Origin of the sequence: Hyphomonas atlantica corrig., assembly GCF_000682715.1 — a bacterium.
GTDB lineage: Bacteria > Pseudomonadota > Alphaproteobacteria > Caulobacterales > Hyphomonadaceae > Hyphomonas > Hyphomonas atlantica.
This window is the reverse complement of sequence record NZ_AWFH01000045.1, coordinates 194,564-220,087: the sequence shown is the minus strand read 5'-3', so window position 1 is coordinate 220,087 and position 25,524 is coordinate 194,564. Positions and strand designations below refer to the sequence as shown.

Below are 25,524 nucleotides of genomic sequence, written 5' to 3'. Positions count from 1 at the left end.
AGAATTGGGGATGAACCCGCCATGCTGCCTAAAGTATTCATTGATGGCGAAGCCGGAACAACGGGACTCCAGATTGCCGAGCGCCTTCGCGCGCGAAGCGATATCGAGCTCGTTTCCATCGACCCCGCAAAACGCAAGGACAATGACGAGCGCGCGCGTCTGATGAATGGGTCCGATACCGTGATCCTGTGCTTGCCGGATGACGCGGCGCGGCTTGCGGTATCGCTGGTAACCAATCCCAACACAGTGATCATTGACGCTTCGACAGCGCACCGTGTCGCGAGTGGCTGGACCTATGGCTTTGCCGAGATGGACAAAGGCCAGCGCGCTGCCATTCAGGCATCTCGTCGGATCTCCAATCCGGGCTGCTATCCAACCGGCGTGATCGCTCTGGTAAGGCCCTTGGTATCGGCGGGGCTGCTTCCGTCATCCTGGCCAGTCGTGGTTTCTGCTGTGTCCGGCTATTCGGGTGGCGGCAAGGCGATGATTACCGAATTCGAGGATGCCCAGTCTGAGGATTATACCGAAGACAATCACCGGATCTATGCATTGGGTCAGGCACACAAGCATCCGCCGGAGATGAAGAAGTTCTCAAAGCTGGCAAACAAGCCCGTCTTCATGCCGTCCGTTGGCCGCTATGCGCAGGGCATGATTGTCGAGATCGGTCTGCCGCTCTGGGCGTTGCCGGGCAAACCCACCCGCGCCCAGGTCCACAGTGCGCTGACAGCCGCTTATGCTGGCGAGCGTTTTGTCAATGTTCCCGCAATTGCAGACTGCGACGCGCTGAAGGGGGTCGAGCCAGAGGCTTGCAATGGCACAAACCGGATCGATCTTTTCGTATTCGGTTCAGATGAAGAAGCGCGGCTCGTTGCCCGGTTCGACAATCTCGGTAAAGGCGCTTCCGGCGCGGCTGTTCAAAACCTCAACATCGCTTTGGGACTGGATGAGGACGCCGGCCTCTCGGCCTGAGCCAACTAACCCAGCTTGATGTCTTCGAGGCGCACTCTGGCATATGTGCCAGGCGCGCTGCCAAGGCCCATGTCCTTTGGCTGCTTCGCCACCACTTTGCGGCCTGACTTCGGTCGAAGCCAATTCCACCAGGTCGGCCACCAGGAACCGGCATGCTCCTCCGCACCGTCGAGCCATTCCGCTCCGGTATCGGGGAGGGCGGAATCGTTCGTCCAGTGGCAGTACTTGCCGGAGTCCGGATGGTTCACCACGCCAGCGATATGGCCGGAGGCAGCCAGAATAAACTGTGTCTTGCCGCCGAACACTTTGGCCGTGCGATACACGCTTTCCATCGGGCAGATGTGATCGTCGCGGCTGGCCTGAACCATGATCGGGATCTCTACCTGTTTGAGGTCGACCGTCTCGCCCAGAACCTTGAATTTGCCGCGCGCCAGCTTGTTTTTGGCGTAGCAATCCTTGAGGTACTTTCGGTGCACCTTGCCAGGAATGTTTGTCTGGTCTGCGTTCCAGTAGAGCAGGTCAAACGGGCGCGGTTCCTTGCCGAGCATGTATTGGTCAATGACGTATCGCCAGACCAGATCGATTGGGCGCAGCCAGTTGAAGGTCTCATACATCATGGAGCCTGGCATGATGCCATTATGCTCTTCTATGATTGAGTCGATGTAGCCGCGGCCATTGTCGTCCGTGAATACCTTGAGGTCTCCCGCAAGGCTGAAGTCGGACTGGGAGGCAAAGAACGTCGCTGACTTGATCCGGTCGTCGCCTGTTTTCGCCATATGGCCAAGGGCGGAGGACAGGAGCGTGCCGCCGATGCAATAGCCGACCGTGTTCAATCCTTTTTGTCCGGTTGCCTGAAGCGTGGCTTCGACCGCAGCGTAGATGCCGTTCTTGACGTAGTCATTCCAGGTGTAGTCGCGCGTGACGTCGTCGGCAGAGCGCCATGAGACGACAAAAACCGACAATCCCTTGTCGAGAAGCCACCGGATCATCGAGTTCTCTTCGCGCAGGTCGAGAATATAGAATTTGTTGATCCAGGGCGGGAAGATCAGCAGCGGACGCGCATAAGTCTGTTCCCCTGTTGGCTTGTACTGGATCAACTCGATCAGATCATTCCGAAAGACGACTTCGCCGGGTGCGGTGGCAATATTGTCGCCAAGCTTGAAGGGGGTTTCGTCGGTCTGGGTGATGTAGAGCTTGCCATTGCCCTTCTTGACGTCTTCGCGCGCCATACGAATGCCGGCGAGGATGCTGTCACCGCCACTTTCAATGAAGCGCCGGAGAGCTTGTGGGTTGCTGCCGAGGTGATTGGTCGGGGCAAGACTGTCAGCGAGTTGCTGGCTGAAGAATTTGGCGCGGAGATGAATATTGTCCGGTATCTCGTCCTTCACGTGATCCGCGAGGCCCATCAGCCATTTGGCATTCAGGTCGTAAGCCTTTCGGATAAACTTGAAACCGGGATTGCGTTCCCATTCAGGGTCCGAGAAGCGCTTGTCGCGTGCCGGCTTGCTTGACCCGGTCATGCCTTCCAGCGCCATTTCCTGCCAAAGCTCCATCCAGCCTTGCATGAGCTGCATGTTGGCTGTCATGAGAGCGGCGGGGTTGCGGGCAAATCCCTGGCCGACAGCCCGGAAAGCCTCGCCCACGCCCATCGGGTCACCGTTGGAAACGGTGCCGAGCGGACCTGAGCCTGAAAGAACATCTAGCAGCAGCGCATGAGACTCGGTATTCGCCAGCGCCAGCGTGGTCAGCAGGGTTTGCATCTGCGCGGGATCTTGCTGGCTCAGAATCTCTGTGAGCAGGGGCTGACTGTCTTTATTGTCCTTGCGGTCGACCATTCGTCCCAATATCGCCTTGTTTAGCCACCTGTAAGTATTCTACTGAATGATTGTGATTTAATGAGTTTAACCATGAAAAACACGGCGATTCCCCTGATAGGCGTGTGCTGTCTGCTTTTGGCAGGGTGCACGGGCTCGTTCGCGAAGGTGCGGACGGCCATCGATCAGGCACCGGAATGGTATGATGCCCGCCGTGTTGAAATTCGTGGTGAAGGCTACCCGAAAATCATTGATGTCCCGGTTATTGCCGAAAATCAGGCGCCGGGACTAACTCTTGAAGCATCAAAAGCCCGCGGCGCAGAATTGCGAGCGGTCTTTGCGGAAAATGCGCGAGCGGTTGAGCCCGCGAATACCGCTGCCGAGATCGAGGACCTTCGGGAAACCGTCCGGCGCGGATTTGCGGGCGCTCAGGCCAACTCTGAATTCCTGACGGATGAAGAGATCGAGGCCATCCGATCCGCTTTCGATGTTCCACGAGTTACGAGGGGCCTCCGGGCCGCCAAGAGATGAATACAGACTTCCACAAGATCCGCAGACTTCCGCCTTACGTCTTTGAACAGGTAAACCGCACCAAGGCGTCGCTTCGCGCGCAGGGCGCGGATATCATTGATCTCGGCATGGGCAATCCAGACATGCCGACGCCTGAGCATATCGTCGACAAATTGTGCGAGACAGCGCGCCGTCCGGACGTAAATGGCTATTCCGCCTCGCGCGGGATCAAGGGCCTGCGACGCGCTGTTACAAACTACTATCAGCGCCGCTTCGACGTTTCGCTTGATATGGATCGCGAAGTGATCGTCACGCTCGGCTCCAAGGAGGGCTTTGCAAACCTCGCTCAGGCGATTTCTGCGCCGGGTGATGTGATCCTGTCGCCGGATCCGTCCTATCCGTTGCATTCGTTCGGCTTTATCATTGCGGGGGCATCCATCCGCAGTGTACCGGCGCATACGCCGGAACAATATCTGTCCAATCTCAGCAAGGCTGTGAAGTATTGTGTGCCGCCTCCGACGGCGATGGTGTTGTGTTTCCCGTCGAACCCGACCGCTGAAGTTTGTGATCTGGACTTCTACAAGGAGGCGGTAAAGTTCGCGCGAAAGCATGACCTGATCGTCTTGTCCGATCTTGCCTATAACGAGATCTACTTCGATGAACCCACGCCCTCGATCCTGCAGGTCGACGGTGCAAAGGACATCGCCGTAGAGTTCACGACCATGTCGAAGACCTATTCAATGGCCGGTTGGCGGATCGGTTTCGTGGCGGGCAATGAAAAGCTTGTCGGTGCTCTTGCGCGGGTAAAGTCCTATCTCGATTACGGCGCATATACGCCCATTCAGGTTGCCGCGGCTGCCGCTCTGGATGGTCCGCAGGATTGTGTCGATGAGTTTCGCCAGATCTATCGCGCACGTCGTGACGTTCTGGTCGAAAGCTTCACGCGGGCCGGTTGGCCGATACCTTCACCCAAAGCGTCAATGTTTGCCTGGGCGCCCATACCCGAACAGTTACGCGATATGGGCAGTCTGGAGTTCTCGCTCCAACTCATTAATGAGGCACATGTGGCCGTGGCGCCAGGTGCCGGATTTGGTGAGCAGGGGGATGGACATGTCCGCATTGCACTGGTGGAAAACGAACAACGTATTCGCCAGGCAGCGCGCAACATTCGCAAGTTCCTGCAAGCGCGCGGCATCAAGGATATCCAGCCTGCCGCGGCAGAGTAGCGCGCACCCTCGACGCATTCGCCCAAACCCGCTATGCGCTGCCCCTGACGTAACTCTGAAAGAGGAAGGGGCACTTACGTGGCGCCATTGAGGATAGGTATCGCAGGGCTCGGTCATGTCGGCTGTGGTCTCATTGAACTGGTTGAGCGGCAGGAGCGTCTGCGCATTCCAGGTCAGATTGAGATTACAGGCGTCAGTGCGCGCAGCCAGTCGCGCAACCGTCCAGTCGACACCAGCAAGTATCGCTGGTTCGATGACGCCGCCACGCTCGCGGAAGATCCGGAAGTCGACGTGTTTGTCGAACTGATTGGTGGATCTGACGGCCCCGCGAAATTCGCGGTTGAAGAGGCTTTGAAGGCTGGCAAGCCTGTCGTTACGGCCAACAAGGCGCTGATCGCCAAGCATGGCATGGCGCTCGCCAAGCTGGCCGAAGAGAAGCAGGTTGACCTGTTGTTCGAGGCAGCGGTGGCAGGTGGCATTCCAGTGGTGCGCGTGCTGCGCGATAGCCTGGCAGGCGTCGAAATCAAGCGCGTGGCAGGCATTCTGAACGGCACCTGTAATTTCCTGACGACGGAAATGCTGGCGACCGGACGCGCCTATGACGAAGTGCTGGCCGAAGCGCAAAAGCTCGGCTACGCCGAGGCTGATCCGACCCTTGACGTGTCCGGCATGGACGCAGCCCACAAGGCCGCCATTCTTTCCGCGATCGCGTTCTCCGCCGATCTCGATTTCTCGAAAGTCGAAGTGTCTGGCGTGGACAATGTGGAGCTGCTGGATCTGCGCCTTGCAGACCGGCTGGGCCTGCGCATCAAGCTGATCGCAGAGGGCGTGCTGACCGACGAAGGAGTTGTGTGCCGTGTTGAGCCAATGGCGCTGCCTGTCGCGCATCCATTGGCAAGAGTTGATGGATCGCTGAATACGGTGCGTATCGAAGGTGACCCTGTTGGCGCTGTGACGCTTACGGGGCCGGGGGCTGGTGCGGGACCAACAGCAAGCGCCGTAATGGGTGATGTCGCCAAACTGTTCCGCCCTGCTATCCGTCCCGCTTTTGGACGAGCCGAGCATCACGTTGCCCGGCCTTTTGCAAGCGGCAGCAAAAACGAAGTTGCGCCCTTCTTCCTGCGAGTGAGGCTGGCTGACAAGCCGGGAGCCCTGGCAGCGCTGTCCGAGTCGCTGGCAGCGGAAGGCGTGTCTGTGGACAAACTGCTGCAGGACTCAGCGGATGAGAGTGGTGCCAGCCCGATTGCGATCGTCACACATCGGTGCGAGCGTTCAAATATGGACGCGGCATTGGCGCGACTGGAAAAATTTGCAATTGCTGTCGATCCGCCGCGCCTGATCAGGGTCGAGTCGGCAAGCTAATTGCTTTAATCAGGCGTAGAGCCCTTATGTTTTGCGCGTTCGGAGAATTGAGAATTCATGAAAAATAGCGTTCTGACGCCCAGCCTCGCAGATTCCATGGTCCGTGTGACGGAATGTGCCGCAATTGCTGCCGCCAAGCTGGTCGGCCGCGGAGATGAGAAAAAAGCCGACGCCGCCGCCGTCGATGCAATGCGCACCGCGTTCAATGAAGTGGATTTTCAAGGCCGCGTCGTGATTGGCGAAGGCGAGAGGGACGAAGCGCCAATGCTATACATTGGTGAAGAAGTCGGCACCGGCAAAGGCGCCGAGATCGACATTGCGCTCGACCCACTGGAAGGCACGACACTGACCGCCAAGGCCATGTCGAATGCACTTGCGGTTCTGGCCATAGCGCCACGCGGCGGCCTGCTTTACGCGCCAGACACCTATATGGACAAGATCGCAGTTGGGCCGGGATATCCTGAAGGTATCATCAGCCTGGATGCCACGCCTGCAGAGAATATTCAGGCTCTGGCCAAGCATAAGGGCGTGGACGTCACCGAGATGACGGCTTGCGTCCTGGATCGCCCGCGCCATGAAGGCATTATTGAAAGCCTTCGCTCAGTTGGTGCCCGTGTTGCGTTGATCACCGATGGCGACGTTGCTGGCGTGATCGCGACGACGAATTCGCACACGGGTATCGATCTCTATGTCGGTCAGGGCGGCGCGCCGGAAGGCGTACTTGCTGCAGCGGCGCTCAAGTGTGTTGGCGGTCAGATGTACGGTCGTCTCGTGTTCCGCAACGATGATGAGCGCAAGCGCGCCGAGCGGACAGGCATCAAAGATTTCGACCGGACCTATTCCCTCAATGAGCTCGCCTCTGGTGACACAGTATTCTGTGCGACAGGCGTTACGGATGGATCCATGCTGACAGGTGTGAAGTCTGCCGGTGGCCGCGTCCACACCCATACGCTCGTCATGACGTCCACCGACGGCATGGTGCGCTATGTGCGTTCGGATCATCGCGCCTGATCCCTGCATTTCCAGGCCGGGCTGAGATGCGTTAGAATCTCCGGGAAGCGATTCCCGGAGACATCATGGCCGATCCTGCCCTGAAGCAAGACAATATGCTGTTCGACGTTCAGAGTTCGGCCACGCGCCGTTTCTGGACGTTGGCTTCCGTTGATGAAGCGCTCGTGCGCCGTTTGCAGCCGAGCGTCGGTGGATCTGATCTTCTGGCACGTCTTCTCGCTGCGCGCGATGTCACGCCCGAAGACGCTGCGGGTTATCTTTCTCCTACGCTACGCGACACATTTCCCAATCCGTCCAGCTTCGCCGACATGGACAAGGCCGCAGGGATCGTCCTCGACGCCATCCTTGAGAAGAAACGCGTTACGGTCTTCGCAGACTATGATGTTGATGGCGGCACCAGTTCAGCGATCCTGACTCGTTATTTCCGCGCTTGGGGCGAGGAGCTTGGCCTCTATGTCCCAGACCGGCTGGAAGAGGGCTATGGTCCATCGCCAGAGGCTTTCAGGCATCTCAAGGATAAAGGCGCTGAACTTGTGATCACGGTGGACTGCGGTGCAGCCGCCGTCAGCGCGCTTGAAGAGGCAGAGCAGATCGGCCTGCCGATTGTCGTCATTGATCACCATTTGATGGCGGGTCATCACCCGCCTGCGGCGGCGCTGGTCAATCCCAACCGTCCAGACTGTACGTCAGAGTGCGGACATTTGGCGGCAGCGGGTGTTGTGTTTGTGTTCGTTGCTGCACTTAACCGGCTTGCGCGCGAGAGAGGCGTTGCGCCGCCTGAGGGGCTGCCGGACATCATGGCGTTTCTGGACCTCGCTGCACTGGGTACGCTTTGCGATATGTCCCCATTGCGGGGAGTTAATCGCGCGTTCGTGCGGCAAGGTCTCAACATTCTCTCCCGAGCGCAGAATGAAGGTCTGCGCGCGTTGGCTGAGGTGTCCGGGATCAGCAAGGTCGACAGCGTCTATCATGCAACCTTTATGCTAGGGCCCCGCCTGAATGCTGGTGGGCGAGTGGGGGATCCCTGGCTCGCGGCAAAACTTCTGGCCACGGATGATCGTGCGGAGGCGATAGCGCTGGCCGAGCGGTTGCATGCGCTGAACGACGAACGCAAGGCCGTCGAGGCGGCTATTCTGGACCAGGCAACGGCGCAGGCGGAGCAGGCCCTGGAGAAAAATCCGGACCGTGGAATTCTGATCGCCAGCGGGGAGGGCTGGCATCCGGGCGTGATCGGCATCGTGGCCGGCCGGTTGAAAGAGCGCTTTCATTTGCCGAGTATTGTCATTGGCTGGGGGCAGGGGCTCGGGCCTGTTGCGAAAGGATCTGGCCGGTCCGTTACCGGGGTGAACATTGGAGACGCCATTTCGGCTGCGGCCCGCGAGGGTGTGATCCTTTCTGGCGGAGGGCACGCCATGGCAGGCGGACTGAGCCTTGAGCCGGACCAGATCTCGGCTTTCGATGACTGGATGGTGTCTCACATGGCTCAGTTTACAGCGGAGCGCGCCGCCGCTTTGGAGCTGCCCGTGGATGCGGTGCTCTCCCCGGGCGCGGCCTCGCCAGATCTGGTGGACCAGATTGCAGGTATCGGTCCGTTTGGCGTGGGCTCACCAGAGCCCGTGTTCGCACTTCAGTCTGTACATGTGACGGGAGTCCGCCAGGTTGGGGCCAATCATCTGAAGTTCACCGCAGAGGACGCCAGCGGGCGTCTGGATTGCATTGCCTGGCGCAGCGCAGACCAGCCTCTGGGCGAAGTTATCCGGCCAAATGCACGGCTACATCTGGTCGGTAAATTGAAGGCGGATGAGTGGAATGGTCGTCGCCGGGTGCAGCTTGATGTCAGCGATGCAGCGGAAGTATGATTTATCTGCAGAAACCCGTCCCAAAGCGCTTTACGAGTCAGAATTGAGCAGCTATATCGCCTGTCTTCGAGCCGATGCGGTCCCTTCGTCTATCGGTTAGGACGCCAGGTTTTCAACCTGGAAAGAGGGGTTCGATTCCCCTAGGGACTGCCACCTTCTCTCCACATTGACGGGCTATGCCTTTTGCAGGACTGCTTAATGCCGTGCGCAGGTGTGAAGATCGCGTGACAAGTGTGTTAACACATTTTAGGTTGCGTGAGTGGGGAATATGGGTTGATGACGAATTTTGCCGCCAAACAAGAATCAGAAGATTCGCCGATGGAACAGGTCGTGCGAGTCATCGGTCGTGTCAAATGGTTCGATAGCGCCAAGGGCTATGGATTCATCGTGGCGGAGTCGACGTCCGATGCTGGCCTGACGGGTGATGTCATGCTGCATGTCACGTGCCTGCGGGGGTATGGCGAGAGCTTTGCCGACGAAGGCGCGCGCATCGTTTGTGATGCTGTGAAGGGCGAGCGTGGCTGGCAAACCGCAAACATTATCGAAATGGAACGCCCACGCGCGTCAGTTGCCAAGGAGCAGGGACTGGAGCGTGCGTATGAGTCAGTCACATTGAAATGGTTCAATCGCACGCGCGGATACGGGTTTGTCCAGCGCGACGGCGACGATACCGATATCTTTGTGCACGCCGTGGTCCTGCGGAAAGCGGGATACGAGGACGTCGAGCCTGGAACAATACTGGAAGTCTGCATCGACACCGGTTCCAAGGGCGAGCATGTCAGCCATATTAAACGCGCGTAAGCAGCAGCCAACAGCGCTTGCCGCGTCGCTGGCAGCCGTCTAAACACAGCGCATGCTACGTTTCTTTGCTTCTGCGATCGCATCGCTCATTCTCTTCCTGCCGGCGGCGTTCGCCCAGCTGGAGACCGGCCCGCTTTCCATCCAGTCGGGTGACGAGGTTCACACCTTCACGGTCGAATTGGCCAACGATCCTGAAGAGATCACGACAGGCCTGATGGACCGCACCGAACTTGCGGCGGACGCAGGCATGCTGTTCGATTTTGGTCAGCCCCGCGAAGCAAACATGTGGATGAAGAATACGCTTATCTCACTCGACATGCTGTTCCTTGATACGGATGGGGAAGTGTTGGCGATCGCGCGCGACACCGTGCCGGGCTCGCTCCGCCGCATCAATCCGGGAGTCCCGGTGAAGGGCGTATTGGAGCTTGCGGGTGGGCGGGCTGCTGAACTCGGTATCGAGCCGGGTGACGTGGTCCAGCATGAAATCTTCGGAAATCTGAGTGAGTGAAACGGCTGAGCCGCTGAGACCTCCGCCGCCGGGATTTGCGCCTACGCCCTCCCGCGGGAAATTCACCCTGCATAACGGTCCCACCTTCCGCGCTTCTGCGGAGGATGATTTGCGCACAGGCATGTGGGTGCTCGACCGTCACTGCAATGGCATGGGCTTTCTACATGGCGGGATGACGTGTTCATTTTCGGACAGCGCGCTGGCATGGGCCGTGTGGAGTGTAACAGGGAAAATGTCCGTCACGCTGAAGCTCACCATGGAGTTCATGGACATTGTCCGCGAAGGAACCTGGCTGGAGGCACACCCCGAGGTGACGCTGGTCGATGGTGATATGGTTCATGTGACGGCGCAACTGATCAAGGCGGATGGTGGGATAGCTGCCCGTGCCGACGCGATCTTCAGGACGCTCCGCCGCAAATCCTGAACGTCATTGTGTCGCTGCGTCAGACCGGCGCGCGTCAGCTCGACAGCTTGGAGATTTCGACGAAGTAATTTAGAGAACGCTCATATACCAGACGGAGCAGGTTCATGGAATTTGACGCACTCTTGTTATCGCGACTTCAGTTCGCATTTGTCGTCGCGTTTCACATTCTCTTTCCAGCCTTCACGATCGGGCTCGCTGCGTTCCTTGCTGTTTGTGAGGGCCTTTGGCTTAAAACGGGTAAGGAAGTCTTCAAGCGGCTTTACCTGCACTGGGTAAAGATCTTCGCCCTGGCCTTTGCCATGGGTGTCGTGTCCGGCGTGGTGATGAGTTACCAGTTCGGAACGAATTGGAGCCTGTTTTCGGAGATCACCGGCAGTGTCATGGGGCCTATGCTGGCCTATGAAGTGCTGACAGCGTTCTTTCTGGAGGCAACATTTCTCGGCGTCATGTTGTTCGGTTGGCAGAAGGTCGGTCGAAAGTTGCATTTTGTCGCCACGCTTGCCGTTGCGATTGGTACGACGATTTCGGCCTTCTGGATTCTGGCAGCCAATAGCTGGATGCAGACGCCTGCAGGGTTTGCGATTGATCCGGAGACCGGCAATTTTTACGCGACCAGCTGGATTGAGGCGATCTTCAATCCAAGCCTGCCCAGCCGCTTCGCTCACATGTTGCTTGCCGCCTATACGACCACTGCGGCAGTAATCCTCGCGGCGGGTGCCTGGCAGGTCATCAAGGGTCGTATCACCGAGCCGACCAAATGGCAGATCCGCATGGCCTCGGGGACGCTGGCTGTACTATTGCCCATTCAGATCATGGTGGGCCACTGGTCTGGCGAGGTCGCGCATAAGCATCAGCCCGCGAAGATTGCCGTCGTTGAAGGCTGGTGCGAGACGAAGGAAGTACAGGGCACTGTGCTTATTGCCTGGCCGGACGATTCCGAATGCGGGCATGCGGGTATCACTGTGCCGGGCACTAGCCCTTTCCTTTTCCCAGGTCTCGAAGAGGGCGAAGAATTGCACGGTATGGATCATTTCCCGGAGTCGGAGCGTCCTCCGCTCTGGCTGGTGTTCTACGCATTCCGCATCATGGTCGCGGCCGGACTTGGCATGCTGGCGATGGGCCTGTGGGGGAGCTTCCTCTGGTGGCGCAAGAAGATCGACCAGCCTGGCTTGTTTCATATTGCAGCGGTTCCGGCAGGGGCGCTCGGGTTTATCGCTGTGGTGACAGGATGGATCACGGCTGAGGTGGGGCGCCAGCCTTACACTGTCTACGGTCACTTGCGGACGGTTGATAGTTTGTCGCCAGTTTCCGCCGGGCAGGTGGCAACGTCGCTGCTCGTATTCATGATTGTCTATGCGATCATCTTCACGGCTGGCGTCGTCTACATGGCGCGCATTGCCACGCGAGGCTTCGACGATACCCCGCCCGATCCCGCGCGCCGGGAGCGTCGCCCGCCTGGATCGCCGATGGGCGCGGTCGACGACAAGGCAGAAACATCCGACGATATCGTTGCGGCGGAATAGGAGGCAGACATGGCTATAGACCTTCCCCTTATCTGGGCCCTGATCCTTGCGGTAGGTGTCATGATGTACGTGCTGCTGGATGGATTTGACCTTGGCGTCGGCATGTTCACGGCGGTCGCGGAGTCTGAAGAAGAACGCAATATGATGACGGCGACGGTTGAGCCTGTCTGGGACGGCAATGAAACCTGGCTGATCATTGGAGGTGGCGGTCTCTTCGCGGCCTTCCCGACTGCGTATGCCATCATCATGCCTGCTTTTTATTTGCCGGTATTGATCATGCTTGCGGCCTTGATCTTCCGCGGAGTCGCCTTTGAGTTTCGGCACAAGGCGGTTCGGCGACCTACGCGACTGTTCTGGAATGGAGCTTTCTATGGCGGCTCGTTCACCGCTGCGTTCTCTCAAGGCATCATGCTGGGCGGAATGGTTCAGGGCATTCAGGTCGAAGGTGGCGCGTTCGCTGGCGGTGCATTCGACTGGCTGACTCCGTTTTCCCTGCTCACGGGCATATCGGTTGTGATCGGCTATATGCTGCTGGGGGCCTGCTGGCTCGTGCTCAAAACTGAAGGCGCGCTGCAGGCCAAAGCCCGCAAATGGGGGCGGATGGCGCTCGCCGGTGTGGCGATCTGTTTTCTCGCGGTGAGTTTTGCAACATTGTCCGTAGACCCGTCGATCGGAGACCGCTGGGGCTTTTCCATGACGGAAATCAACCCGGCGCGCTTCTTGCCGCTGGCTCCGGTGCCACTGGCAGGAATGGCTTTGGTGCTGTGGTTGTGGCGGGACCTGTCCATGAAGCAGAACAAGGTGGGCGGTGCGCCGGATTGGCGGCCGTTCTTGCTGGCTGCGGGCATTTTCCTGAGCGGCTATATCGGGTTGGGCGTCAGCCTCTATCCGTTTATTGTGCCTTACGAGGTGTCGATCTGGGAGGCAGCGGCCCGCAACAATGCGCTGATGCTCATGCTTGTTGGCGCTTTGGTAATGTTACCCATAATTTTGGCGTACACGGCATATGTTTACAGCCTTTTTTGGGGCAAGGTGAAACCAGGGGACGGGTATCATGCGCATTGAGCCTGTTCGTCCGGAAGAAAACGGAGAGGAGCCGCCTCTTGCGAAGCGGCTCCTCTGGTTCGTAGGTATCGCCTTTGTGTCCATGCTCGTCGTGGCGGTCGTGGCCTACACGCTGAGAGGTTTTCTGCTCATTGGCTGACGCCAAGCTGGGCGAGGGCATACGCCTTGATGGATTTATAGTCTGCCTTGCCGTTTGGTGCGCGTCCCAGATCATCCTTGAACAGAATAGACTTTGGCGCCTTGTAACGCGCGATGCGACTTTGCACGAATTCACGCAACTCATCCTCGCTGACGTCCGCGTCTGTAGCGACGACGGCCGTGACGGCGTTGCCCCATTTGTCGTCGGGTATGCCCACGACGAGTGCGTCTTTCACCGCTTTGTGCTCTTTCAGGGCCTCCTCGACCTCTTCGGGATACACTTTCTCGCCTGCGGTGTTGATGCAATTCGACCCCCGACCGAGCAGTGTGATCGTGCCATCTGCCTCCACGGTGCACCAGTCACCCGGAATGGCGTAGCGCACGCCATTGATCGTCTTGAACGTCCTGGCGGTCTTTTCTTCGTCCTTGTAATAGCCGAGCGGCACGGCACCACCGCGCGCGATAATGCCGGCTTCTCCGCTGCCGGGGACGACTTCTCGATCATCTTCGGAGAACACTTTGCAGTTCGGGCCAATTTCGAATTTCGATGTTTGCGTGCCGCCTTCGGCTGTAGTCGTAGAGGATCCGAACCCAACAGCTTCCGATGAGCCGAAACTGTCCATCATTGCGGCCTGAGGCATGTGCTTGAGCAGGCCCTGCTTGACTTCAGCGCTCCACATCACGCCCGATGAAACAATGGTCTGTACGGAGCTGACATCCCAACGCTGCGGATTTTCATCGAGAGCTTTCAGCATTGGCTTGCCAAACGCGTCGCCCACGATGGCCATGCTGGTGACGCCATGTTCGTCGACCGTGTCCCAGAGGTTCTCGGGGGCAAAGCTGGTATTCTGTTCCAGTGTAATGATGGCACCGCCAGCCAGGAACGCTCCCATCGCGGTAAAGAGGCCCGTCCCATGCATCAGAGGACAGGCGGGAACCTGGCGGGCGGTGCGCCCCATCAATTCGACCGCCATCTTGAATTCGTCCAGTGTCGACGGGTAGGGGAGTCCCGCCTTTTCCGCGCCTTCCCTGGCGGCTTGCCTCCAAACCGATTGTGACCACATCACGCCTTTGGGCATGCCGGTCGTGCCGCCGGTATAAAGGAAGAAGAGGTCGTCAGCAGACCTCTCAATGTCGAGCGGCGAGGGATCGCCCTCCGTAGCGAGACGTTCGTAATCCTCAGCCCAATCCGGGATGTCCCCGTCGCCGATCTGAACCCAGACTTTCACCTTCGGAAGACGCCCGCGGACGAGCTCGACTTGGTCAAGAAACTGAGCGTCGTAGAAAACGACGGCAGAGTCTGAATTGTCGAAAATGTAGAAAAGTTCGTCAGCGAGGTAGCGGTAGTTGACGTTTACATGGGTAAAGCGCGCCTTGAAGCTCGCGGCGAGGGCTTCGGTGTATTCTGGCTGGTTGCGCAGATAGAAGCCAGCCTTGTCCCCGGTTTCCACACCTATTGCACGTAGATTGCGCGCCAGTCGATTGGAGCGCGCCGTGAATTCCGGCCAGTAGATACGGCGGCTTCCATGCGCCAGGGCCAGGTCTTCCGGGCCGAGGAGATCCCCAACCACGTCAAGCATGTCTCCGAAATTCAGTTCCTCTGCAGCCGTCACGGCGTTTTCTCCCAGTTTGTTTTTTTGCAAGTCTAGGAGGTTGCCGCGGGGGCAGAGAAGTTAAATCGGCGTGCGTTCAAGATCTCGGGTTCAAAAAAAGAGGCAGCACCGAAGTGCTGCCTCTCGCAATTTGGCTGGGACAGTTGGGCTTAGAAGCCCATGCCACCCATTCCGCCCATGCCGCCGCCCATGTCGGGCATGCCGCCGCCAGCGGATTCTTTCTTCGGTGCTTCTGCGATCGAGGCTTCGGTGGTGATCAGCAGGCCAGCGACAGATGCTGCGTTCTGCAGGGCAGAGCGAACAACTTTCACCGGATCGATCACACCCATGCCGACCAGGTCGCCATATTCTTCGGTCTGGGCGTTGAAGCCGAAGCCTTTGCCCTTGCCGCGGCGGATCTGATCAACAACGACCGAACCTTCGACACCGGCGTTCTCGGCGATCTGGCGAACCGGAGCTTCCAGAGCCTTGCGAACGATGTCGATACCGGCTTGCTCGTCATCATTGGCGCCTTTGACGTCAATGTTGCCAGCAGCGGACAGGAGTGCCGTGCCGCCGCCTGGGACGATGCCTTCTTCAACAGCAGCGCGTGTTGCGTTCAGCGCGTCGTCGACGCGGTCCTTACGCTCTTTCACTTCTACTTCGGTTGCACCGCCAACCTTGATGACAGCAACGCCGCCAGCCAGTTTCGCCAGACGCTCCTGGAGCTTCTCACGATCGTAGTCGGACGAGGTGTCTTCGATCTGCTTGCGGATCTGGGAAACGCGAGCTTCAAGGTCTTTCTTCGCGCCAGCGCCATCAACGATGGTCGTGTCGTCCTTGGAGATCGAAACGCGCTTTGCGGTGCCGAGCATGTCCATGGAGACGTTCTCGAGCTTGATGCCCAGGTCTTCGGAGATGACCTGACCGCCGGTGAGAACTGCGATGTCTTGCAGCATGGCTTTGCGGCGATCGCCGAAGCCAGGTGCTTTGACTGCTGCGATTTTCAGGCCGCCACGCAGCTTGTTGACCACCAGGGTTGCCAATGCTTCGCCATCGACGTCTTCGGCGATGATGAGCAGCGGCTTCTGGCTCTGAACAACGCTTTCCAGGATCGGCAGCATTGGCTGCAGAGAGGACAGTTTGCTCTCGTGAAGCAGGATGAACGGATCTTCGAGTTCCGCGATCATCTTGTCAGGGTTCGTGATGAAGTACGGGGACAGGTAGCCGCGGTCGAACTGCATGCCTTCAACGACATCCAGTTCGGTTTCCAACGACTTGGCTTCTTCAACTGTGATGACGCCTTCATTGCCGACTTTCGCCATGGCTTCAGCGATCATGCCACCGACTTCGGTGTCGCCGTTCGCGGAGATCGTGCCAACTTGGGCGATCTCGTCGTTGGACTTCACTTTCTTGGAGTGGTGAGCCAGGTCGCTGAGGACTTCCGTCACGGCCTTGTCGATACCGCGCTTCAGATCCATTGGGTTCATGCCGGCGGCAACGCGCTTCATACCTTCGCGAACGATGGCCTGAGCAAGAACGGTTGCAGTCGTTGTACCGTCACCAGCAACGTCGTTTGCCTTGGAAGCGACTTCGCGCAGCATTTGCGCGCCCATGTTCTCCAGCTTGTCTTCAAGCTCGATCTCTTTTGCCACGGTGACGCCGTCCTTCGTGGTGCGCGGAGCGCCGAAGGATTTTTCGATAACGACGTTACGGCCTTTCGGGCCGAGCGTTACCTTCACAGCATTGGCAAGCGTATCTACGCCTTTCAGCATGCGCTCGCGTGCTTCTGCGCCGAAAACTACGTGTTTGGCTGACATTGTTGATTACCTCTTTGAGAATTCTGTCTGATGAAATGCGACGGGCGCGAGCTTAGCTCTCCAGCACACCCATGATGTCGCTTTCTTTCATGATGAGCAGCTCTTCGCCGTCGACGGTCACTTCCGTGCCGGACCATTTGCCGAAGAGAACGCGATCGCCGACTTTGACGTCGAGTGCAACGCGCTCGTTGTCGTCGCCAATGGCACCGTTGCCGACAGCAACGATTTCGCCTTCCTGCGGCTTTTCCTTGGCGGTGTCAGGAATGATGATCCCGCCTTTGGTTTTCTCTTCTTCCTTGACGCGGCGCACGACGACACGGTCGTGCAGGGGACGAAGTTTCATTGGATTTAGCCCTCTTGTCTCTTTGACGAGTTCAATTGAATTTAGCTCGCGAGCAGGAACATTCAGGGAGGTTTAGCACTCACCCCTACTGACTGCTAACGATGGTGGGCAGTTAAGAGGGCGCTGGGGCAGCGTCAAGTTCGTCATTGCGAAATTTTTGTAAGGATCGCACGCTTCGTGCAAAGCGGCTTATGAGATTGGTAAGATAGCTTCTTTCCAAAATATGAATGGCAATGCCAGAAAATATCTCGGCAGATTGACGGTAAAATATAACTCCTGTGCGACAACATCCCCATAACCGGGAGACAGGATGTGCAGGGTAAACTAGAGGATCTGGTCGAATCGCTGACCTTTTTCGCCTTTGTGGCGATCACGGCGCTTTGCCTCTGTTTCACGTTTTCCGTGATTGTTTATTCGATGGGCTTTCCGACCGATCCTCATAAATTTATCGTGGCAAATCTGTTCATTGCGGCCTGCGTGGCGGTCCCAACTGCAGCAATTGCAGCACAACACGAATACAAGATGCGCATCTACCAGCGAACCCTCGAAGACATGGCGTCTACAGACGCTCTCACCGGTTTGCTGAACCGAAAATTCTTCAAACAGTTCGCTTGCGAGGAAATGGCCCGTATGGGGCGGACAGAAATGACCGCAGCCGTTGCGTTGTTTGACATTGATTACTTCAAGGCGGTCAACGATCGGCACGGGCACGCCGCTGGGGACAGGGTTCTCCGCGAGATTGCCGCGGTGGCATATTCCGAACTGCGCGGTCCTTTCGACAAGCTTGGACGCTGGGGAGGTGAGGAATTCGTCATCCTGCTAAGTAATGTCGACGCTGAGCAGGCTCATAGCGTTTGTGAGCGTCTTCGGTCCTCGATTGAAAACCATGTGATGATCGTTGATGGGCAGCCGGTTAGTGTGACGGCCAGTTTCGGCCTGACCATTCTGCCGCCAAATTCGGACTTTGACGAAATGCTCGAACTGGCCGATTCAGCCTTGTATAAATCCAAGGCCAATGGGCGAAATTGCGTGACAGCCTCGCGAGAGTTGACGCTGGCCGCCTGATGGCATCCCGGACGGGACCGGGGTCGATCAGATTAGGGGGAGCGGCATGTCGGGGTTCAATCCACAAAAGCTGAGTGATGCTTTGGTAGGCGCACCGTCTTTGGAGGTGTTGTCTGCAAAGCGGCCTGAGTTCGCCCATGTGCCGAAAGTCTGGTCAGATGTCTTGAGGCCGGAGCTCGCGCGCCGCGAGTCTGATCGCAAGGAAGCCATTCGAACTGCGATCACGCGGTCGTGTATCGGCGCGGGATTGCCGATTTTTGTCGCCATTCTTCTCGCCATTTCTTCCCTGATGTCATTCAACATGATGTTTCCGGGCATCATGTTTGTGATCATCCTGTTCGCGGCGGTCGTGTCCGGTCCCGCCTGGATCAGGGTTTTCACGATGAAGTCCCAGACCAAGCAATTGGTTCTCGCTGCCGCATGTGAACCGTTTGGCTTCTCTTACGATACTTTGCATCCAGATCTTTCAGGCGTTGAAGACTTTCGGTCTCTGATGCAGCGCGCGACGGAGCTGAGTGCGGCCTATTCCGCCGGTTCGGGAAAGACTGTCCCAACGCCATTCGGCATGATCTCCACGGGGTCCGGCAATGGCATCGAGGCGCCCACCCCAGCCTACGAAGTTCTCAAGGCAGCAAAACTGCTACCTAGCCATTCGCGGCGCAAGTTCGAGGATATGATTTCAGGGGAAAGGGCCGGCGCGAAGTTCGTGCTGGTTGAGGCTCGCCTCGAAACCGGCGGGAAAAACAGCACGACCGTTTTTCAGGGCATTCTGGCTCATGTGGAGTATCCGGAGCGTTTTCTGGGGCGGACTGTGATGGCACGGTCCGGTTGGTGGAAGCGCGGTCGCGATGCGGGTGACCTGAAGCGTGTGGATCTGATTTCCAGGGAATTGGAAGACGCATTCACCGTCTATTCCACAGACCAGGTTGAGGCGCGGGCACTCTTGTCACCTGATCGCATGGAGCGCCTGATTGCCCTGGAGCGGCACTTCTCAGGCGGAAAGCTGCGCGGCGTTTTCGAGGATGGGCATATGACGCTCGCGCTTGAAGCGGACGATCAGTTTGAAGCGGGTTCAATCTTCCAGACGTTGGTGGATCCGCGCCGGTATGCATCTGCATTGGTCGAGTTGGGTCTGGTATGTGATCTGATAGATGGCTTCCTGACCCGGGACTGGGTTCGCGGGCGGCTTTAAGCCCATCACCGCGTATCGAACTTGTCGGTCTTGCGGTCCCCGAAGATCATGCGCTGTTCGAGCCGTCGTCTCAGCGCAGCGTAGTACGCTTCAAGAAAGGCGATGTCTGTTTCGCCGGGCTGAGCGCGCCAGCCGATCTTCGCGCGGATACGCAGCGCGACTTGTGCTTTGACGTCCTGCGTCGACTGGCGAAGCACATCCTCCAGAACATGTAGTTCGTGGATACCGTACGCATCCGCCTGTTGCGGTGTGAAGGCAAACCGATCCTGAGTTGTCGTAGCAGCGGACGATGAGATGTCGCCCATCAATTTTGTTTTTGGCGAGCGAATGACCCACGTTCCCGCGATCAGGTCACCCACTCTCATCTTGTCTTTGTTGAAGATGGGAAACAGGAGGAAAATGCCGGACCAGACAAGTCCCAGCAACGCCATCCAGCCGCTAACACGGTCACCCCCCATCATCAGGAACTGAAATGGCAAGCCGACCTCGATTTCGCGGATGAAGTTTCTTGCGAGGACTGAGTTGGCGGTCAGTCGTCCTCCGCTTCGAGACGTTACTCGAATACCCAGCGCGCGTTTGCCCGGCGTCGCGGCTTTCGCGCCGAGTTCGAAGAAGATGTAGTAAAAGTTGCGTACGAAGAAATAGAAGACGAGCCATACCGCCCAGGCCACATTTGCACTGCCGGAATCCATGGCCATCATCGCGAAGCTCAGCCCCAGGGCAGTGGCAATAACGATCGCCCACTGAATTGCGACGTCAATCATGAACGCGCCGGCGCGTTCGGAAGCGGTTGCCAGCTTCAGATGTATCGCTGCGCCTTCAGGTGTGACGAGCCGTCGTTCCAGCTTTGACCGACGAATTTGCTCCTGCAGTCTGGCGCGCCGCAATCGAGCGGCATTCACGTCTGCCGCGCTGACCTTGCCATGTGTGTGGGGGACCGTGGAGTTCATGCAGTTTCCACCTTTCGCGGCAGGTAGAAATACGAGAACCACAGGCCAAGTATGCTGAACGCAACAATGTAACGGATCACGTCACTGTTGATCAATTGGCGACCAAACCCTTCAAGCAAGGCAGCAATGATCAGCATGATGACGCAGCCCATCGCCATCGTCGCGGCCTTCTGTCCTGCCCGCCGGGCGGAGTTCAGGCGAGTGAGTTGTCCGGGAAACGCGACAGCGCCGCCAATCACAAATCCGGCTGCGCCCGCAAGGACGATGGCAAACAGTTCTGTTGTGCCGTGGATCATCAGCCAGCCGGTAAATTCATAGCCAAGGCCCTTCTGCCAGAAGACAGCATGCAGCGATCCCATCATCACGCCATTGTAGACAAGGAGCCATGCTGTCGGGATGCCGAACGCGAATCCCAAGGCGAAGGCGAACAGGGCAATCTGGGCATTGTTGTTGAAGAGGTAGCTGGAGAAAGATGTCAGTTGACCATCATTGATCTCTCCTTCCTCCGTATAAATAGTTGATCGCAGATATTCGACGGTCGCGTCCGGATTTCGGCCGTCGAAGAAGCTTTGGCCGTGAAAGGTCCAAAACCATTCCATGTCTTGCATACAGAGAAAGAATGCCAGCGCCCAACCTCCAAACAGGAACAGGGCAGCCAGAAGTGTAGGGCCAACAGCGGAGGCCACGCAGCTTGGCCAGTCCCGCCTTAGAAAATCCATCATGCGTTCGCCGATGGAAGTGCGGGCGCCGTATACAAAGAAGTAGGCCCGTGTGCAGAGGCTTTCGAGATAGGCCGTCACATTCTGATCCAGGGATATGGATCGCGCGACAGACAGCGAAGAGACCGCCTGACGATACAGCCGTGGCAGCGCGGTCATTTCGTCATCCGTCAGCGCCTTTACGCCGGAATTCTCTGCGCGTGTTAGAATCAGGTCGAGCTTGCGCCAGTCCGCTTCACGTTCTTCGCGGAACCGATACGATTTGAGAAGGTCACTCATAGCATGTCCCTCTGCTTGATCTGCAGGTAGCGCGAGATGAGCTCCGGTCCAAAGGCTTCGGGCTTGCTCTCTATGACCTGAACACCCATTCGCTGAAGTCGAAGCAGCACCGTATCCCGTTCGGCCATCAGTGTGTCGGCGATCACTGCGCGGGTCACATCATTGATCGTGTTGGGAGGTGCATCCACCATATCGGACAGGGCTTGATCTTCGAATGTCGCAAAGACAACGAGGTGCCGGTCGGTCAGGCGCCGGATGTTTTCCAGCATGAGTTCGGCGGAGATGGTGTCGACAAAATCCGAGAAGATGATGATCAGGCTGCGCCGTTCGAGTTTGCTGGCGAGGGAAGAGAGCGCGAGGGTGAAGTTGGCTTCCTCGGTCGAGTAGTCCAGTTGAGCGGTCAGGTCCTGGGCTTTGGTAAAACTCCGCTGGCCTGTCATGAAACCACTCATAAGTCCGGGCTTGGCATCAAATCCGTACACCATCGTCCGGTCGCCATTTCGCAATGAAACGAATGAGAGCAGCAAACCGGCATTTATGGCGCGATCAATCTTTGGAACCCCGCCGAGCGGTTCGCTCATCAGGCGCCCGGTATCAAAGGCGAAGACAATGTTGTGATTTCGTTCCGTCCTGAACTCCTTGGCCAGAAGATGCCTGTGTCGCGCGGAATGCTTCCAGTCTATCGCTCGGCGGTCCATGCCGGTGGTAAATTCGCGAAGGGCGTCAAACTCACTCCCGTCGCCGCGTTCAAACTGTGTCTTGATCCCAAATTCAGCGTCCCGCGAATAAATCCGGATGGCTTCATCCTTTACCCAGCGGATGTTGGGCGTAATGGGGATATCCCGTTCAAGGGGATGAACATGCCGTTTCTGGATCAGGCCTAGTGGGCCTGTCCATCGGCTCCAGAGTTTGACGAGCTGTGCCATTCCTCGCCGCGTCGGTGTCAAGGGCAGGGAGTATGCGCGGGTTCGCCCCTGCCATCCGCGTAACCCGGCAGGCGGAATGGTCTGGAGAAACTCGTTTACCTCCAGCAGGACTTCGATCCGCCTTGGCAGTGCGCCACTCTCGAACGTCAGCGAAAGATCGGCAGGGTCACTCCCGCCAACATAAAGGAGCGGTGGCGACTCGATCTCGACCCGGAATGCACGCAAGGAAGCTGACATGACGGCGTCGATCAGCATCAGGCCGGAGATAGCGCCGATCCATCCAGCGCAGACGATCCACCATTCCGGGCGCAACAGGGCAATTGCCACCAAAAGGGGCGCGCCGAGCAACATCAGAAAGATGGCGCGGGGAGTTGGTGAAATCACCGTGGAGCTGCCGTCTGCTCGATAATGGCTGACAAGGTCTCATCGGTCGTCTTGCCCTCGATTTCGGCGGCCGGTGACAACAATACGCGGTGGCGCAAGGCTGGCAGTGCCAAGAGCTTCACATCGTCTGGAATAACGAAATCCCGACCGTCCAGCGCAGCCCTGGCGCGCGCTGCTGTGGCGAGCGCGGCTGCCGCGCGTGGCGAAGCCCCGGTTTCCAGGGCGGGTGACGTGCGGGTCGCGCGTATGATGTCGACAATGTAGGAAATGATATCATCCTGAAGGCGCGCTTCTGAAACGGAACTGACGGCTTCGGTGAGCTCCTCAGCAGAGACAACAGCTTCAATGCCGAACGCGGCAGGTGTCTTCATGCCCGTACGAGTGCCGTGCTGGCCGACGATTGCGATCTCTTCCTCGCGGCTCGGATAGTCCAGCGTGTGCTTGAACAGGAATCGGTCAAGCTGGGCTTCGGGCAGGGGGTAAGTGCCCTGCTGCTCGATCGGGTTCTGGGTGGCGATCACCGTGAAACGGTCATTGAGTCTGTAGCTGTCGCCATCAATTGTGACCTTTCGCTCTTGCATCGCTTCCAGGAGGGCAGCCTGGGTCTTGGGCGGTGTTCTGTTAATCTCGTCAGCAAGCAGAAGGTCGGTAAAAATCGGCCCTTTTGTGAGGGCGAATTCATTTGTCTGGAAGTTGAACAAATTCGTGCCCAGAACATCGCCTGGCATCAGGTCTGGAGTGAACTGTATCCGCCCGAAGCCCAGTGATATTGAGCGCGCGAAGCATTGGGCAAGCAAGGTTTTCGCGGTTCCCGGAGGGCCTTCGAGCAGGACGTGACCCGACGAGAAGATTGCCGTCAGGAGAATATCCACCGTTGTGTCCTGGCCGACGACGGCCTTGCGCACTTCACCGCGAATGCGATCTGCCAGCGCCTTGATGTCATTTACGTTCATTCATGGATCTCCCGATAATTCCCTGGCGCCAGCGAAAGAGTTCGCGGGTCTTGTTCATGAGGTCGTCGCGATTGTCAGCGGGGCCGTTCAACCCGGCGGCAAAATCCGTAAAGCGTTTGCCGGAAATTTCATCCTCTCCGAGGCGGTCCAGCAAGGCCGCGAGTTGGTCGCCGGTCAGAGACTTGGGCGCTCCGATATCGCGTTGGACGCGCCGCCTGATCAGATCCAGATAGCGCGGCGCGAGTCGTGTCTCGCGGCGGGCCATGGTAATCAGACCGGCCGAATTGTCGGCGAGTGCCTGCTTCCCGAGCGCAATCGCGCGTGCTTCCTGGACCGGTGGGCCGAACCGGACAAGCGCAGCCCAGCCAAGCAGGAGGGCGGCCATCAGCGCCGTCAACGTCGCGCCAATGAATGGGATGTCGAACATCATTTGCAGCAAGTTCTCAGATCGAACAAAGCCGTGAAGCGTTGCGTCGAATATGATCGGTTCATCCGCGTCGTATCGCATGAAATCCACCATCTTTACGGCGAACTCCGCGTTGTCGAACTCAGACAGTCCGAACGTGTTTATCAGGTCCGGGTCCGAGAGCACGTAGATGCCAGCATCGGGAGCGTAGGCCAGCAGCATGTGTTCGTCTGCTGTGACAATGGGGTCCAGGGCTTCGCTGTCCAGCACCTGCATTTTGACGTCTGGCTTGGGAGACAGTGTTCCGAATGCGCCGTCCACAGTAGCGGGCACTTCGATACGGCCTATTGTGGCGTCGAGGTTCAGGTCGTCCAGCAGGTCGTTCAGAACGCGTGCGTTCTTGAAACGCGTATCATGCTGTTTCGTTCGGTCCAGCGCATCCGGAATGCCATCCCATTTCGGCAATACGAGCAGCGTCGTGCGTGATGAGTCGAAATCTTCGAGCGCGTCGTTTCCGCCCCAGAGTGGTAGGGTCAGGATCAACAGTCCCCAGTCGCTTTCTTCAAGCGTTCGCTCAAGCCGTGATATTTCTACGGGGTAGCCTTGCGCTTCGAGGAGGCGAACAAAGCCCTGATATCCGAGGGCTGATGTTGAGTAGGGATGAGACCCTGCCACATCCTTGTCGCGCAGTTCAGGCGCCCACCCGGCCAGCACCATGATGGCTCCAAATGAGAAGAGCGCGACCGCGACGAGAATGCCGACGACTTTCGCGCTGAACGGCGAGTCAGATTGCGGACGAGGGCTCATGCCCACTCTCCACCGAAGGCAAAATCCTCATAAGACGCGCGGGCCGATTGCCATCCCGTTTCGTCTACATCACGGCCACCAAAGAAGCTGCGTTCGACAATCGCGATAATTGGGCCGAGCGCTGAGCGGGCCCTGTCTGGCAGATAACCGAGTCTGCCAATCTCTCGCGCTGTCATGGAGCGGGGAACGCCCATCTCGACGCGCGACTGAATGTCTTCAATGGAGCGAAACAGCAGAAGATGAACCGCTTCGGCAAAACGACCTTCACGTGCGAGAGCGTCGGCTTCCTCAAGCAACGACCGGGCCGTGGCTTGGTCGGGGCGGAAGTCCGGCACAATATCGTCCTCGTCCCCCTCTGACTTGTCTTTCTTCCCGCCAAACCGAATGCGCATGGCTTCGCCGAAGAGAAAATACAGAACGCCTGCCACCACCAGCACGATGCAGGCGTAAAAAACGAACTTGAGCAGGGGCCCCAGGTGGCCGAGAAGCTTTACAAGGCTGGAAAGCCAGCCGGGTGGTTCCGATGGCTCGAACTCAATCGGGTCGGCCTCTGGCCGTTCCAATTGCAGATCGGACATGGCGATGAGCTCGGCATGGGCGGCTTCGAGCGCATTCAGGTCTGTTTCCAGGCCAACTCCGCCATCCCACTCTTCATTTATTTCGGGTCCAGCAGGAACATTATCCAGATCGTAGTCCGACTGGGCCCAAATCGGGGCGGACAGGATTGCGGCCATCAGCAACGCAATGCTCAGGCGTCCGGTCCGGCCCACAAACAGTCTCCCCTCATGGCGGTGGTCGTCTCCAGCGCCTTGACTCTCCCTGACTATTTCAGAGGTTTCCAGCGGCATCAACGGCCTATTGCGAAGTGAACTCATCCA

General features: G+C 58.0%; 24 protein-coding genes and 1 tRNA gene. 15 read left to right on the top strand and 10 right to left on the bottom strand.

Annotated elements, in window-relative coordinates:
* Positions 1-21 precede the first annotated feature (21 nt).
* Positions 22-969 (top strand): N-acetyl-gamma-glutamyl-phosphate reductase, encoded by a 948-nt coding sequence (gene argC / locus HY36_RS13735; protein ID WP_035553909.1) that lies wholly within the window; start codon positions 22-24, stop codon positions 967-969.
* 5 nt (positions 970-974) lie between these two features.
* Here the strand turns inward: argC and HY36_RS13730 are convergent, their stop codons facing one another.
* Positions 975-2,804, bottom strand: a complete 1,830-nt coding sequence (locus HY36_RS13730; protein ID WP_035553907.1) for a PHA/PHB synthase family protein — start codon at positions 2,802-2,804, stop codon at positions 975-977.
* 72 nt (positions 2,805-2,876) lie between these two features.
* Between HY36_RS13730 and HY36_RS13725 the strand changes: the two genes are divergently transcribed.
* The 12 genes from HY36_RS13725 (at position 2,877) to HY36_RS18440 (ending at position 13,211) form a co-directional block, all read left to right on the top strand.
* Positions 2,877-3,314: a hypothetical protein gene (locus tag HY36_RS13725; RefSeq protein ID WP_035553905.1), complete on the top strand. Its 438-nt coding sequence runs from the start codon at positions 2,877-2,879 to the stop codon at positions 3,312-3,314.
* The gene (locus HY36_RS13720; RefSeq protein ID WP_035553903.1) at positions 3,311-4,519 is read left to right on the top strand and encodes an LL-diaminopimelate aminotransferase; all 1,209 of its coding nucleotides are present in this window, start codon (positions 3,311-3,313) and stop codon (positions 4,517-4,519) included. The genes HY36_RS13725 and HY36_RS13720 overlap by 4 nt, the downstream gene beginning before the upstream one ends.
* A 78-nt stretch (positions 4,520-4,597) precedes the next feature.
* Complete coding sequence (locus HY36_RS13715; RefSeq protein ID WP_035553901.1) at positions 4,598-5,881, top strand: homoserine dehydrogenase; 1,284 nt, start codon at positions 4,598-4,600, stop codon at positions 5,879-5,881.
* A 57-nt stretch (positions 5,882-5,938) separates the two neighbouring features.
* Positions 5,939-6,892: a class II fructose-bisphosphatase gene (gene glpX / locus HY36_RS13710; RefSeq protein ID WP_035553899.1), complete on the top strand. Its 954-nt coding sequence runs from the start codon at positions 5,939-5,941 to the stop codon at positions 6,890-6,892.
* Between the two features lie 65 nt (positions 6,893-6,957).
* Complete coding sequence (gene recJ / locus HY36_RS13705; protein WP_035553896.1) at positions 6,958-8,751, top strand: single-stranded-DNA-specific exonuclease RecJ; 1,794 nt, start codon at positions 6,958-6,960, stop codon at positions 8,749-8,751.
* Between the two features lie 78 nt (positions 8,752-8,829).
* Positions 8,830-8,904, top strand: a tRNA-Glu gene (locus HY36_RS13700).
* Positions 8,905-9,027: 123 nt separating this feature from the next.
* Positions 9,028-9,552 (top strand): cold-shock protein, encoded by a 525-nt coding sequence (locus HY36_RS13695; RefSeq protein WP_051602807.1) that lies wholly within the window; start codon positions 9,028-9,030, stop codon positions 9,550-9,552.
* A gap of 52 nt (positions 9,553-9,604) precedes the next feature.
* Positions 9,605-10,060 (top strand): DUF192 domain-containing protein, encoded by a 456-nt coding sequence (locus tag HY36_RS13690; protein WP_035553891.1) that lies wholly within the window; start codon positions 9,605-9,607, stop codon positions 10,058-10,060.
* Positions 10,061-10,169: 109 nt separating this feature from the next.
* Complete coding sequence (locus HY36_RS13685; RefSeq protein WP_241764213.1) at positions 10,170-10,484, top strand: PaaI family thioesterase; 315 nt, start codon at positions 10,170-10,172, stop codon at positions 10,482-10,484.
* A 104-nt stretch (positions 10,485-10,588) separates the two neighbouring features.
* Positions 10,589-12,007 (top strand): cytochrome ubiquinol oxidase subunit I, encoded by a 1,419-nt coding sequence (locus HY36_RS13680; protein WP_035553885.1) that lies wholly within the window; start codon positions 10,589-10,591, stop codon positions 12,005-12,007.
* 9 nt (positions 12,008-12,016) lie between these two features.
* On the top strand, positions 12,017-13,072 hold the full coding sequence (gene cydB, locus HY36_RS13675; protein WP_035553882.1) for a cytochrome d ubiquinol oxidase subunit II: 1,056 nt from the start codon (positions 12,017-12,019) through the stop codon (positions 13,070-13,072).
* The gene (locus HY36_RS18440) at positions 13,062-13,211 is read left to right on the top strand and encodes a DUF2474 domain-containing protein (RefSeq protein ID WP_155841932.1); all 150 of its coding nucleotides are present in this window, start codon (positions 13,062-13,064) and stop codon (positions 13,209-13,211) included. Before cydB ends, HY36_RS18440 begins: the two co-directional genes overlap by 11 nt.
* Here the strand turns inward: HY36_RS18440 and HY36_RS13670 are convergent.
* The 3 genes from HY36_RS13670 to groES form a co-directional block, all read right to left on the bottom strand.
* Positions 13,201-14,790 (bottom strand): acyl-CoA synthetase, encoded by a 1,590-nt coding sequence (locus HY36_RS13670; RefSeq protein WP_035554087.1) that lies wholly within the window; start codon positions 14,788-14,790, stop codon positions 13,201-13,203. The two genes, HY36_RS18440 and HY36_RS13670, sit on opposite strands and share 11 nt — an antisense overlap.
* A gap of 182 nt (positions 14,791-14,972) precedes the next feature.
* Positions 14,973-16,622, bottom strand: coding sequence for a chaperonin GroEL (gene groL / locus HY36_RS13665; RefSeq protein WP_035553880.1), 1,650 nt, complete (start codon positions 16,620-16,622; stop codon positions 14,973-14,975).
* A gap of 52 nt (positions 16,623-16,674) precedes the next feature.
* Entirely contained in the window at positions 16,675-16,965 is a 291-nt protein-coding gene (gene groES, locus HY36_RS13660; protein WP_035553878.1) for a co-chaperone GroES, read from the bottom strand.
* Positions 16,966-17,277: 312 nt separating this feature from the next.
* On the opposite strand from groES, the gene HY36_RS13655 reads away from it, so the two are divergent.
* Both HY36_RS13655 and HY36_RS13650 read left to right on the top strand, forming a co-directional pair.
* The gene (locus HY36_RS13655) at positions 17,278-18,030 is read left to right on the top strand and encodes a GGDEF domain-containing protein (protein WP_051602806.1); all 753 of its coding nucleotides are present in this window, start codon (positions 17,278-17,280) and stop codon (positions 18,028-18,030) included.
* A 46-nt stretch (positions 18,031-18,076) separates the two neighbouring features.
* Positions 18,077-19,222: a DUF3137 domain-containing protein gene (locus tag HY36_RS13650; protein WP_035553876.1), complete on the top strand. Its 1,146-nt coding sequence runs from the start codon at positions 18,077-18,079 to the stop codon at positions 19,220-19,222.
* A 5-nt stretch (positions 19,223-19,227) separates the two neighbouring features.
* On the opposite strand, the gene HY36_RS13645 is transcribed toward HY36_RS13650, so the two are convergent.
* The 6 genes from HY36_RS13645 to HY36_RS13620 are packed head-to-tail and all read right to left on the bottom strand — an operon-like array spanning position 19,228 to position 25,416.
* On the bottom strand, positions 19,228-20,172 hold the full coding sequence (locus tag HY36_RS13645; protein ID WP_164473918.1) for an RDD family protein: 945 nt from the start codon (positions 20,170-20,172) through the stop codon (positions 19,228-19,230).
* A complete protein-coding gene (locus tag HY36_RS13640; protein ID WP_035553874.1) occupies positions 20,169-21,170 on the bottom strand; it encodes a stage II sporulation protein M in 1,002 nt (333 codons plus the stop codon). The genes HY36_RS13645 and HY36_RS13640 overlap by 4 nt, the downstream gene beginning before the upstream one ends.
* The gene (locus HY36_RS13635; protein ID WP_035553871.1) at positions 21,167-22,480 is read right to left on the bottom strand and encodes a DUF58 domain-containing protein; all 1,314 of its coding nucleotides are present in this window, start codon (positions 22,478-22,480) and stop codon (positions 21,167-21,169) included. Before HY36_RS13635 ends, HY36_RS13640 begins: the two co-directional genes overlap by 4 nt.
* Positions 22,477-23,433 (bottom strand): AAA family ATPase, encoded by a 957-nt coding sequence (locus HY36_RS13630; protein ID WP_035553868.1) that lies wholly within the window; start codon positions 23,431-23,433, stop codon positions 22,477-22,479. Before HY36_RS13630 ends, HY36_RS13635 begins: the two co-directional genes overlap by 4 nt.
* Positions 23,420-24,646 (bottom strand): DUF4350 domain-containing protein, encoded by a 1,227-nt coding sequence (locus HY36_RS13625; RefSeq protein ID WP_035553866.1) that lies wholly within the window; start codon positions 24,644-24,646, stop codon positions 23,420-23,422. Before HY36_RS13625 ends, HY36_RS13630 begins: the two co-directional genes overlap by 14 nt.
* Positions 24,643-25,416, bottom strand: a complete 774-nt coding sequence (locus HY36_RS13620) for a DUF4129 domain-containing protein (protein WP_051602805.1) — start codon at positions 25,414-25,416, stop codon at positions 24,643-24,645. The genes HY36_RS13625 and HY36_RS13620 overlap by 4 nt, the downstream gene beginning before the upstream one ends.
* Between the last annotated feature and the right edge of the window lie 108 nt (positions 25,417-25,524).